The sequence below is a fragment of the Microbacterium sp. CGR2 genome (assembly GCF_003626735.1).
Classification (GTDB): domain Bacteria; phylum Actinomycetota; class Actinomycetes; order Actinomycetales; family Microbacteriaceae; genus Microbacterium.
This window is the reverse complement of the sequence record NZ_RBHX01000001.1, coordinates 1290111-1301860: the sequence shown is the minus strand read 5'-3', so window position 1 is coordinate 1301860 and position 11750 is coordinate 1290111. Positions and strand designations below refer to the sequence as shown.

Here is an 11750-nt window from a genome sequence, read left to right as displayed (position 1 = left end):
GTCGTTCGGGAGTTCGTGGCTCCGTGCCGACGGATCGGTGCAGGGTGTGCGTGTGATGTCTCGGAGGTGGGTCAGCGAGACAGGATCGTGGCGAGGTGCTGCCAGGTGTGCTCGAAGCGTTCCCGGTAGACCTCTGGTGTGTAGTGGGTGAGCTGGAGGAAGAGGCCGTCCATGATGACGAACACCAGAGCGATGAACCCGTCGGCATCGCCTGCCGCGAACGTCCCGCTCGCGGCACCGTCGTCGTAGGTCTTGCGGACGGCGGCGGCGAGGGTCGACTCGCTGTCGAGGAAGATCTCGCGCAGATTCTGGCCACCGGGTCCGTACTCGGCGACTGCCGCGCGGAGGCTGAACTCGGCGAGGTCGGGACGGTCGCGGTAGTAGTCCTCGATGCCTCCCAGCAGGTGACGCAGGCGCGCGAGCGGTTCGAGTTCGCCGCTGCGGCGGGCCAGTTCGTCGAAGAAGGCGGTGTGCTCGACGGCGACCTCGGCGTAGACGGCCTCGTACAGGGCCTCCTTGCTCGAGAAGTGTGCGTAGAGCGAGGGCGTCTTGATGCCCACGGCCTCGGCGATCTCGCGCAGGCTGGTCTCGGCGTAGCCTTGGCGCGCGAAGATCGTTCGGGCCTCGGCGAGGATGGTTGCTCGGGTCATGACTGCCTAACGACTGTTAGTTAGGCAGGGTAGTCCTCCGTTGCGGGGGAGCGCAAGAGGTTGGCCCGTGCGGCTCGAGCGCCGTCGTTGACAAAGCGAAGACGACGACAGCACAGTGAAGTATGCCTCCCGCTCCGACGACCACCGACCGCGGGATCCTCCGTGTCCACAGCGCGCTTCGGCCCGGATTCGGCACCGAGGCGGCGGTCTACGGCACGATCCTCGTCAGCGGCTTGGTGGCCGTGTCCTCTGCGCACGGAGAGACGTCATTCGTCGTGCTGCTGACGGTGGGCGTGACGGTGCTCGTCTTCTGGGGTGCGCACGTGTACGCCGGAACCGTGGCCCGCCTCTCGGACCACACCGAGAAGGCGCACGGCCCGAGAGTGGGAATCACGGCGGCGTTCACCTCGTCGGTGCAGCACTCCCTCGGCATGCTGACCTCCGCGGCCGTGCCCGCCGCGTTCCTCCTCGCGGGCACGACCCGCGTCATCTCCGACGACGCGGCCAACGACGCGGCGTTGTGGTCGGGAGTCGTGATCCTGACGTTCCTCGGCTACGTCGCCTTCCTGCGCCGCGGGAGTTCTCAGCTCGTCCGAATTCTCGGGGCGCTGGGTACCGCATCGTTCGGCGCCGTGTTCGTCGTCTTGAAGGCCCTCGTGCACTAGCCGACCAGCAGGCTCACGCCTGGTCGAGCACCTCGCTCCCGTTCGGGAACGATCTCCCCTGGACGCTACGACCCGGGTCAGCGGCGGAAGACCCGGCGAGGACTACCGTGGAGCCATGCGCATCCACGCCGCGATCCGCGCCTCGCAGCGCGCGCCCCTGCTGCAGGTGGTGAAATCCGCTGCCGCGACGATCGGTGCGTGGCTGCTCGCGGGGTGGGTGTTCCCGAACCAGTTGCCGGTGTTCGCAGCGATCGCTGCCCTGCTGGTCGTCCAGCCGAGCGTCAACCAGTCGCTGTCGAAAGCGCTCGAGCGCAGCATCGGCGTGATAGCCGGAGTCGTGATCGCCGTCGGTCTCGGGCTGCTGCTCGGTTCTCCGAGCTGGATCGTGCTGCTCGCGATCGTCGTGTCGATGCTCGTGGCGTGGGCCTTCCGGGCGACTCCTGGCACCGGTAATCAGGTCGCGATCTCCGCGATGCTCGTGCTTGCGCTGGGCTCATCCAGCCCCGAATACGCCTTCGCGCGCATCGTCGAGACCCTCATCGGCGTGGTGATCGGCATCGTCGTGAACGCGCTGATCGTCCCGCCCGTGCTGGTGGCTCCGGCACGCCGCGACGTCGGCCTGCTGGGGCAAGAGCTCGCCGCAAGCCTCGACCGCCTGGCCGATGCGTTGCCGCACCCGCAGACGCCGGCGAGGCTGCAGGAGATGATGGTCGAGGTTCGACTGCTCCGCCCGATGAAGGATGCCGCCGACGCATCCATCGCCGCCGGCGAGGAATCGCTCACCCTCAACCCCCGCCGTTCCACGCATCGAGCCGAGCTGCGCGAGATGCGCGCGCTGTTGGAGCGGCTCTCCCCGATCGTGACCCAGACGATCGGGATGACGCGCGCCTACTTCGATCACTACGACGACTCGATCGGCGAGGAGCCGGCCGTCGTCGCGATCGCCGAGCAGCTGCGCCGTGCGGGGCACGACGTCCGCCTGGCGGTGCAGATCGCCGACGTCTCACCGGAGCCGGAGATGCTGACCTCCGCGATCCCCGCACTGACAGCTCCGCTCGTGATCCGCCCTCCGTCGTCTCAGCACTGGATCCTGATCGGCTCACTGATGGAAGATCTCCGCCGCATCCGCGGTGAACTGCTCGACGAGGAGTGATCGGGTATCGCTCCGACGGTGCCGCTCCGGTCGCGAGAACGCAGGCATCCGGCGGCGACATGGATGCCTTCCTGCGACCGGAGCTGGCGGCCTACCCTGGAACCATGCCCGACATGACCCTGGCGGAGGCGCTCGGTGAGCTGGCCGCCCTCGAAGATCCGAAGATGCGCGCCGCGAATGAGAAGCGCGGCGACGATCACGGCATCAATCTCAGTCAGCTGCGCGGCCTCGCGAAGAAGATCAAGACCGACCAGGCCCTCGCGCAGGAACTCTGGGCGACCGGCGAGACACCGGCTCTGCTGCTCGCGCTCCTGATCTGCAAGCCGCGGGCCTTCAGCGCCGACGAGCTCGACGGGATGCTGCGCGAGACCCGTGCCCCGAAGGTCAACGACTGGTTCGTCAACTACGTGGCCAAGAAGACGCCACTCGCTGAGGAGATGCGGCTGCGCTGGTTCGACGACGAGGACCCGACCGTCGCCGCGGCCGCCTGGTCGTTGACGACGGTTCGCGTGATGAAGGAGCCCGAAGGACTCGACCTCGAGCACCTTCTCGACCTCATCGAGCGCGACCTGAAGGATGCGCCGTCGCGGTTGCAGTGGGCGATGAACGAGACCCTCGCGAACATCGGCATCTTCCACCCCGAGTACCGCGCCAGGGCGCTCGAGATCGGCGAACGACTGCAGGTTCTCGCCGACTACCCGACGGCGCCGGGGTGCACCTCGCCCTTCGCTCCGCTGTGGATCGGCGAGATCGTGCGCCGCCGCGAGGGCTGATCGCTCGCCCGCGGCAGACCGCTCGGCGAACGAGCGCTACGGGGTGTCGCCGACCGCGTGCGGCCGGCGGACTGCGACCATCGTGCCGGTGTCGGTGAATTCCTGTTGGATGTCGTCGTCGTGCGTGTAGGTGACGAGGCTCACGCCGACGGCCGCGAGCATCGCCAAGGCGAATGCGGGCAGCAGCTCATAGAGCCCCGTGTCGAAGGCTTTCCAGATGAAGACGGTCGCCGCCCCGACGAACATCCCGGCCAGGGCGCCCCAGTTGGTGAGCTTGCGCCAGTAGAGGCTCAACAGGATCACCGGCCCGAATGCGGCACCGAAGCCGGCCCAGGCGAACGAGACGAGGCCGAGGATGGTGTCGTTCGGCGTGATCGCGAGCAGCGCGGCGACGATCGCTATGCCGAGCACGCCCAGACGCCCCATCAGCATGAGTGTCTTCTGAGAGGGAGGCGTGCGCCGGAAGACGCCGTAAAGATCCTCGACGAGGGCCGAGGAGCAGACGATCAGCTGACTCGAGATCGTACTCATGATCGCGGCGAGCACCGCGGCGAGCACCAGACCGGCGACGAACGGATGCAGCAGCGTCTGCGACATCACCAGCACCACCGTCTCCGGGTTGGTGAGATCGGTGCCCGTCTTGGCGATGTAGGCGATGCCGACGAGCCCCGAGATCACGGCGCCGAAGAGAGAGACGATCATCCAGGACATGCCGATGCGGCGCGCGCTCTTGGCCTCTTGCGGCGAGCGCAACGCCATGAAGCGGACGATGATGTGCGGCTGCCCGAAGTATCCGAGGCCCCAGGCCAGCGAGGAGACGATGGCGAGGACCGTGCCGCCGGTCAGTGCCGTACCGGACAGCATCGACAGGTGATCGGGCGCGACCTCGTTGATGAGCTGCCCTGTCTCGGCCAGGCCGCCGATGGCGACGATCGCGGCGACCGGGATCACGATCAGCGCGATGACCATCATCAGCCCCTGCACGACGTCGGTGAACGAGGCGCCGAGGAAACCGCCGAAGAGCGTGTACGCGAGGGTGACGCCGGTGACCAGCAGCATCCCGGTGAGGTAGTCGCCGTTGAACGAGCTCTCGAAGAAGACTCCGCCGGCGACCATGCCCGAAGAGATGTAGAGGGTGAAGAAGACGAGGATGACGACACCGGAGAGCACTCGCAGCAATCGCGTCGTATCGCGCAGCCGGTTCTCGAAGAAGCTCGGGACCGTGATCGAGTTGCGCGACACCTGGGTGTACGCCCGCAGGCGCGGCGCGACGAGCAGCCAGTTCAGATATGCGCCGATGGTCAGCCCGATCGCGATCCACGCCTCGATGAGTCCCGAGACATAGATCGCGCCCGGAAGCCCCATGACCAGCCAGCCCGACATGTCGGATGCTCCCGCGCTGAGCGCCGCGACCCACGGCGGCAGGTTCCGCCCGCCGAGCATGTAGTCCTCGTGGTCGCCGGTCCGCCGGAACGCGATCCAGCCGATGAGCAGCATCGCTGCGAAGTACAGCCCGAGAGCCGCGAATGTGAAGATCTGGTCGGACATCGTCGTCCCTCCCTCGCGGTGAAGCCACCGCATCCGGTCGTCATCCGATGATGCCAAAGACGGCTGCCGCGACCTAGGGCCGCGGCGGCGCGCCGCCGCTCCTGCCCGCCGACCCGACGAGGTCAGTACATTGGCACGATGAGCACGCACATCGCCGCCGACCCCGGCCAGATCGCCCCCATCGTCCTCTTCCCCGGCGACCCGCTGCGGGCCCGGTGGATCGCGGAGACCTTCCTCGACGACGCAGAGCTGTACACGGAGACCCGCGGGATGCTGGGGTTCACCGGCACCTGGAACGGGCATCGCATCTCTGTGCAGGGCTCCGGAATGGGTCAGCCGTCGATGGCGATCTACGCCACCGAGCTCTTCGACGAGTACGACGTGCAGACCATCGTGCGGGTCGGTTCGTGCGGAGCTCTGACCGAGAAGCTGGCGGTGCGCGACATCATCATCGCCAACGGCGCGTGCACCGACTCCGGTATCAACCGCGTGCGCTTCCACGGACAGGACTATGCACCGGTCGCCGACTTCTCGCTGCTGCGGGCGGCGGTCGAGGCGAGCGGGTCGGAGCCGCTGGAGTCAGCCGTGCACGTGGGTCTGCTCTTCTCGAGCGACCAGTTCTACAGCACGCGCCCCGAACTCAACCAACCGTTCGTACAGCACGGCGTGCTCGGGGTGGAGATGGAGACGAGCGGGCTCTACACCCTCGCCGCCTACTACGGCCGCCGGGCCTTGAGCATCTGCACCGTGTCCGATCACATCGTCACCGGCGAGCAGACCACCGCCCTGGAACGGGAGCAGACCTTCGGCGACATGATCCGCATCGCCCTGCAGGCGGCGACCGCAGTCTGATCCCCGCTCAGTAAGGGATGATCGAAGGACCATGCCTGCGCTCCTCGACCCCGCCACCCTGCCAGACGGAACCGACCCGGATGCCGTCTACCTGGCGTTCGTCGAATGGGCGGAGTCGACCGGCATCCGCCTGTATCCCGCGCAGGACGAGGCGGTCATCGAGATCGTCTCGGGCAACAACCTGATCCTGTCGACCCCGACGGGCACCGGAAAGTCCCTGGTGGCGGTGGGCGCGCACTTCGCCGCCCTGGTCTCGGGCAGGCGCAGCTACTACACCGCCCCGATCAAGGCGCTGGTGAGCGAGAAGTTCTTCGCGCTGGTCGACGTGTTCGGCGCCGAGAACGTCGGCATGGTGACCGGCGACTCTGCGGTGAACGCGGACGCGCCGATCATCTGCTGCACAGCGGAGATCCTCGCGAACCTCGCTCTGCGGCAGGGCACGGCAGCGGATCTGGGGCAGGTCGTGATGGACGAGTTCCACTTCTACGGCGACCCCGAGCGCGGCTGGGCATGGCAGGTCCCGCTGCTGTTGCTCCCCCAGGCGCAGTTCATCCTGATGTCCGCAACCCTCGGCGACGTGACCGAACTCGCCGCCGACCTCACGCGACGCACGGGCCGAGAGACGGCATCCGTCACGGGTGTCGAACGTCCGGTGCCGCTGCACTTCTTCTACGAGACGACGCCGATCCACGAGACCATCGACGACCTGCTGGGCACGGGGCAGGCTCCGGTCTACGTCGTGCACTTCTCGCAGGCGGCGGCCATGGAGCGCGCCCAGGCGTTGTCGAGCACGAAGGTCGCGACGCGCGAGCAACGCGACAGGATCGCAGACCTGATCGGCGAGTTCCGCTTCACGACCGCGTTCGGCAAGACCCTCTCCCGATTCCTCCGGGCGGGTATCGGAGTGCACCACGCCGGGATGCTGCCTAAGTACCGTCGCCTGGTCGAGCAGCTCGCCCAGCGCGGGCTGCTGCGGGTGATCTGCGGCACCGACACGCTCGGCGTCGGCATCAACGTACCGATCCGCACCGTGCTGCTCACGGCACTGACGAAGTACGACGGCACTCGGATGCGGCAGCTCAACGCGCGTGAGTTCCACCAGATCGCGGGGCGCGCGGGACGCGCGGGCTTCGACACCGCCGGAACCGTCGTCGCGCAGGCGCCCGAGCACGAGAGCGACAACATCGCCGCGATCAAGAAGGCCGGCGACGACCCGAAGAAGAAGCGCAAGATCACCCGCAAGAAAGCCCCGGACGGCTTCGTGTCGTGGGGAGAGCCGTCGTTCCGCAAGCTGATCGATGCCGTGCCCGAGACGCTGACCTCACACATGCAGATCACCAGCGCGATGATGCTCAACGTGATCGCGCGCAGCGGCGACGTCTTCGGCAATATGCGCTCCCTGGTATACGACAACCACGAGCCGCGTGCACGGCAGCGGCAGCTGGCGATCCGTGCGCTCGGAATCTACCGGACCCTCCGTGAATCGGGCATCGTGGAGAACGACGGCGACGGCATCCGTCTCACGGTCGACCTCCAGCCGAACTTCGCTCTCAACCAGCCCCTGTCCCCGTTCGCCCTCGCGGCGTTCGAGCTCCTCGACCCGGAGCCGGGCGCGTCAGGCGGCGTCGGGACCGGGTCGTTCGCACTCGACATGATCTCGATCGTCGAGTCGACGCTCGACGACCCTCGCGCCGTGCTGAGCCAGCAGGAGTACCTCGCCCGTGGCGAGGCGGTCGCCGCGATGAAGTCGGAGGGCATCGAGTACGACGAGCGGATGGAGCTCCTGGAGGAGATCACCTACCCCAAGCCCCTCGAAGAACTCCTCTCGGCCGCGTTCGAGACGTTCAGCGCGGCGCAGCCGTGGATCCGAGACTTCGAGCTGCGCCCGAAGTCGGTTGTCCGTGACATGTATGAGCGCGCCATGTCGTTCGGGGAATATGTCGCGTACTACAAGATCGCTCGCTCCGAGGGAGTGGTTCTCCGCTACCTCTCCGACGCGTACCGCGCGGCGTCGCAGACCATTCCCGAAGAGCTGAAGGACGAGGATCTGCGCGACCTCATCGAATGGCTCGGGGAGCTCGTGCGCCAGGTCGACTCGAGCCTGCTCGACGAGTGGGAGGAACTGCGCGCCGGCATCGACAACGGACGCTTCGACGGCGGCCCCGCGGGCGATGAGCCCATCGTGCCGCCCGCTCCCAAGCGGCTCACCAGCAACACCCGCGCCTTCCGCACCCTGGTGCGCAACGAGCTGTTCCGCCGCGTGCAGCTCGCAGCCCGAGAGAACGTGAACGCGCTCGGCGAGCTCGACTCGGCGTTCGGTGCCGACGCATGGGCCGATGCGCTCGACGGCTACTTCACCGACCATGACGAGATCCTCACCGGTGCGGATGCGCGCAGCTCGAAGCTCCTCCTGCTCTCGGAAGGAGCGACCGAGTGGACCGCCCGCCAGATCTTCGACGACCCTGCAGGCGACCACGACTGGGGCATCTCGGCCACCGTCGACCTCGCGGCATCCGATGAGGCCGGGGAAGCTGTGCTCACCGTCACCGGCGTCGATCGGCTCTAGTCCCGCATCCTCTGCGGCCGCTCGGGGGCGTGCCCGCCGCACGCGGCATACACCGTGGGACTGACCTGCCAGCTGTGCGGCTCGTGCTGTTCCTGTACTCGGCACCGCTCGGCCAGGTCGCCCGGCCTCCGATCCCGATCACGTCTACCGAAGGACACGTTCCGGCCTCCCTTCCGCGTCGTCAACTCGCCATCGAACTCGCCAGCCTTCCTGCGATCGGGTGGCAGGAGGGGCGGCGAGTCGGCGTTCAGTAGTCGCACCGCCAGCGTTACGTGGTTCGCCACGGAGGGTTAAGTGGTCAGCCGGGAAGCGTTCGGTGGTGCGCACCCGTGATTCGGGACGGACGGTGGAACCGGTGTCAGGCTTCCATGACCGCGAGCACGTTGCCGGCCGGGTCGCGGAACCACGCGATGTCGGGCCCCTGTCCGTTGCCACGGACGATCCCGCGCTCGTCGGAGGGGAACTCCGCGTCGCTGTAGATCTTGGTCGTGACTCCTCGTGCGATGAGCTCGTCGACCGCGGCGTCGATGTCGGCGACGGGGAAGTTGAGGATCGTGAAGCTCGCCGGCTCGTGATTCGGTTTGCCGTAGATCAGGATCATCCCGCCGTTCGACAGCCGCAGATCGAGGAATCCCATCGCGTTGTCCTGGACGTCGAGCCCGAGGGTCGTGCCGTAGAACTCCCTCGCCGCGTCGATGTCATCGACGCTGAATCCGCTGAACGCACCATCCACAGTGAAAGCCGCCATGTGTCCAGCATCCGCCGCCCGAGCCCGCTTGTCGATACCCTTTCATCGCGCCGCCCGCACGAGACGCGTCACGAGGTCGGTGTACTCGACTCCGGCCGCCGCGAACATCCGAGGCACCTGCGAGGCCGCGGTCAGCCCCGGCATCGTGTTCACCTCGTTCAGCACCGGCCCGTCGTCTGTCAGGAAGAAGTCCATGCGGGCGACTCCCGCGCAGCCGAGCGCGTCGAACATCGCCACCGCGGCGCGCTTGAGCGCGGAGGTCTCCGCCGCATCGAGCTGAGCCGGCACGGTGAACCGCGCGCTCCCGTCGTACTTCATGGCGGTGTCGAAGAGTCCGGTCGCATGGATCTCCAACGGCGGCGCCGCCCACCGCACCCCGCCGGACTCCCGCAGCACCGCCACATCGATCTCTCGCCCCCGCACGACCTCCTCGACGAGGATGCGTCGATCGAACTTCGCCGCCGTGTGCAGTGCGGCGAGCAGTTCTCCTTCTTGCCGCACCAGGCTCACGCCGTAGCTCGACCCCGCCGATACGGGCTTCACCACGACCTCGCCGTCGAACTCCGCATCTCCCGCGTCCTCCGCCGCGATCAGGCGTCCTCTCGCCGTGCGGATGCCGACGGCATCCGCCACCAGCTTGGTCGCCCACTTGTCCATCCCGAGTGCGCCCGCGCGCAGACCGGACCCGACGACCCTGGCACCGGCCAGCGCGCACAACGCGGCGAGCGCGCCGTCTTCGCCGAGCGCTCCGTGCACCGCAGGGAAGACCACGTCGGCTCGGGCGATCAACGGCATCGCGCGCACCAGCGATTCAGCCGGAGAGACGCACGGCGGGATGCCGTCGGCGCGCCAGATCCCCGAGCGATCGATGGTCACCGTACTGACCACGTGGCCGCTCATCCCCAGCGCTGCCGCGACAGCCGCGGCCGACGCCAGCGAGACGTCATGCTCCGCGTTCTGCCCTCCCCCGATGACCAGGACGTGCGTCGTCATGCGATGCACCGCTGCACGCGCGAACCGATACCGGTGACGACGGTGTGCGGGATGGTGCCCGCCCACCGCGCCCACTCCTGCACCGATGGCACGGCACCGCCCTCCGGACCGAACACCGTGACCGCCGCGCTTCGAGGAACCGCCGTGTCCCCGGTGTCGACGACGATCTGATCCATCGACACGGGTCCCACGATCGGGCACCTCCGCCCGGCGATCTCGACCGCGGCGCCCGCCCCGAGTTCGCGCGGGATGCCGTCGGCGTACCCCACGCCGACGACACTCAGATGCGTCCCCCTCGTCGTGAGGTGTGTGCTCCCGTACCCGACGGGCGTGCCGGCCGGCACCCACGAACTGTGCACGACGGATGCCGTGAACCGGGAAGCCCCCGCCAGCGTCACGGTGCTGGACGGATCGATGCCGACCAGGCCCGCCCCGATGCGCACCATGTCGAAGTGGGTGGCGGGGTCGGTCAGCACCCCGGAGGTCGCGGCAAGATGCACCAGGACCGGCCCGAACCCCGCCCGCAGCACGGCATCCCGCGCCTGACGCATCCGCAGCACCGCGGCCTCGTTGGCTCGCGGGTCGCCCTCGTCGGCGCGCGGAAGATGCCCCATCACTCCCACGACCTCGACTCGCCCTCGTCCGGCTCGTGCAAGCCGCAACAACTCGGTCCACTCGCCGAGCGGGCAACCGCCGCGCGACATCCCCGTGTCCATCTGCAGGTGTACGCGCAGCGGCCGCGCAGCATCCGCGATGAGCTGACGCAACTCCTCGACCGACCCGACCGCGACGTCGATCCGGTGCTCGGCCGCCTGTGCCGCATCGATCCCCGACGGATTCAGCCAGGCGAGGATCGGAACACGAAGGCCCGCGTCCCGCAGTATCACCGCTTCGGCGACATCTGTCACGCCGAGCCATTCCGCGCCGGCATCGACGGCGGTTCGCGCGACCGACACCGCACCGTGGCCGTAGCCGTCGGCTTTCACCACGGCCATGATGCGGGCGTCGGTGGCGGCACGGATATGGCGCAGGTTCTCGGTGACAGCGGTCGGCAGCGTGCACAGGGCGGGTGCAGGCAGCAGGGAAAGCGCGCTGCGCTCCGGGGCGAGCAGAACGGTCACGGGTGCATCCTCGGGTCTTCGGTGGGGTCGGCGTACATCTCGGGGCAGCCGTCGGTGGCGGCATCCGGTCGCAGCTCGTAGTGCCACGACTCGTTGGCGTAGATCTGGCAGAGCCCGTAGCGCCAACCGCGCTGAGCGAGCCAGTCCAGCGCCGGAAGCGGACCGAGGTCGACGGCGTCGCCGGACACATGGGCCGAGGTCGCCGGAGTGGCGACCCAGCGCGCCGCCTCGGCCTCTGAGCCGTACTCTGCGATCGCGTCCTGCAGCATGCGATCCTGGAGCGCCGCCGAGCGCCAACCGCTGTTCACCCGCACGTCCACACCGTCGTGCGCGGCATCCGTCGCCGCCCGCTGCAGAGCCTCGAGGAGCGCGGGATCGAGCTTGCCGATCGCCTCACGGTCGACGTCGAAGACGGTGGGCTGGTCGCCGTCGCGGATCACCCCGTCGGCTTCGCTCGGCGCCAAGACCGATCCGGTGACGTCGCCCACCGGTTCCCCGACGGACTCGGAGGTCGGAACGGTGGCCGGGATGCCGGTCGGGACGGCCGCGGATGCCGGCGCCAACGACTGCTGCACGGCGAAGGCGAGGGCGCCCGCGACGGCGAGCGCGCCGACGGAGACGAGCAGGCGGCGCCATCGGCGGTGCGGGCGGATGGTGGCGGTTCGGGTGTTCATGTCTCCA

At 68.3% G+C, this 11750-nt stretch carries 11 protein-coding genes; 5 read left to right on the top strand and 6 right to left on the bottom strand.

Features of this window, described 5'->3' with window-relative positions; all coding sequences use genetic code 11:
* Positions 1-71 precede the first annotated feature (71 nt).
* On the bottom strand, positions 72-650 hold the full coding sequence (locus D7252_RS06600; protein WP_120774648.1) for a TetR/AcrR family transcriptional regulator: 579 nt from the start codon (positions 648-650) through the stop codon (positions 72-74).
* A gap of 122 nt (positions 651-772) precedes the next feature.
* Here D7252_RS06600 and D7252_RS06595 point away from each other — a divergent pair, with 122 nt between their 5' ends.
* From D7252_RS06595 to D7252_RS06585, 3 genes are all read left to right on the top strand, one after another.
* Positions 773-1315: a hypothetical protein gene (locus D7252_RS06595; protein ID WP_120774647.1), complete on the top strand. Its 543-nt coding sequence runs from the start codon at positions 773-775 to the stop codon at positions 1313-1315.
* Between the two features lie 115 nt (positions 1316-1430).
* Entirely contained in the window at positions 1431-2468 is a 1038-nt protein-coding gene (locus D7252_RS06590; protein ID WP_120774646.1) for an aromatic acid exporter family protein, read from the top strand.
* A gap of 104 nt (positions 2469-2572) precedes the next feature.
* Positions 2573-3241 (top strand): DNA alkylation repair protein, encoded by a 669-nt coding sequence (locus D7252_RS06585; RefSeq protein WP_120776849.1) that lies wholly within the window; start codon positions 2573-2575, stop codon positions 3239-3241.
* Positions 3242-3277: 36 nt separating this feature from the next.
* On the opposite strand, the gene putP is transcribed toward D7252_RS06585, so the two are convergent.
* Positions 3278-4789: a sodium/proline symporter PutP gene (gene putP, locus D7252_RS06580; RefSeq protein WP_120776848.1), complete on the bottom strand. Its 1512-nt coding sequence runs from the start codon at positions 4787-4789 to the stop codon at positions 3278-3280.
* 138 nt (positions 4790-4927) lie between these two features.
* Here putP and deoD point away from each other — a divergent pair, with 138 nt between their 5' ends.
* Together deoD and D7252_RS06570 are read left to right on the top strand one after the other, a co-directional pair.
* On the top strand, positions 4928-5641 hold the full coding sequence (gene deoD, locus D7252_RS06575; protein ID WP_120774645.1) for a purine-nucleoside phosphorylase: 714 nt from the start codon (positions 4928-4930) through the stop codon (positions 5639-5641).
* A gap of 31 nt (positions 5642-5672) precedes the next feature.
* The gene (locus D7252_RS06570) at positions 5673-8207 is read left to right on the top strand and encodes an RNA helicase (protein ID WP_120774644.1); all 2535 of its coding nucleotides are present in this window, start codon (positions 5673-5675) and stop codon (positions 8205-8207) included.
* Between the two features lie 358 nt (positions 8208-8565).
* Here the strand turns inward: D7252_RS06570 and D7252_RS06560 are convergent, their stop codons facing one another.
* The 4 genes from D7252_RS06560 to D7252_RS06545 are packed head-to-tail and all read right to left on the bottom strand — an operon-like array spanning position 8566 to position 11743.
* Positions 8566-8955: a VOC family protein gene (locus tag D7252_RS06560; RefSeq protein WP_120774642.1), complete on the bottom strand. Its 390-nt coding sequence runs from the start codon at positions 8953-8955 to the stop codon at positions 8566-8568.
* A 42-nt stretch (positions 8956-8997) separates the two neighbouring features.
* The gene (locus D7252_RS06555; protein WP_120774641.1) at positions 8998-9948 is read right to left on the bottom strand and encodes a D-alanine--D-alanine ligase; all 951 of its coding nucleotides are present in this window, start codon (positions 9946-9948) and stop codon (positions 8998-9000) included.
* On the bottom strand, positions 9945-11069 hold the full coding sequence (gene alr, locus D7252_RS06550; protein ID WP_120774640.1) for an alanine racemase: 1125 nt from the start codon (positions 11067-11069) through the stop codon (positions 9945-9947). The genes D7252_RS06555 and alr overlap by 4 nt, the downstream gene beginning before the upstream one ends.
* The gene (locus D7252_RS06545; RefSeq protein WP_120774639.1) at positions 11066-11743 is read right to left on the bottom strand and encodes a M15 family metallopeptidase; all 678 of its coding nucleotides are present in this window, start codon (positions 11741-11743) and stop codon (positions 11066-11068) included. Before D7252_RS06545 ends, alr begins: the two co-directional genes overlap by 4 nt.
* Between the last annotated feature and the right edge of the window lie 7 nt (positions 11744-11750).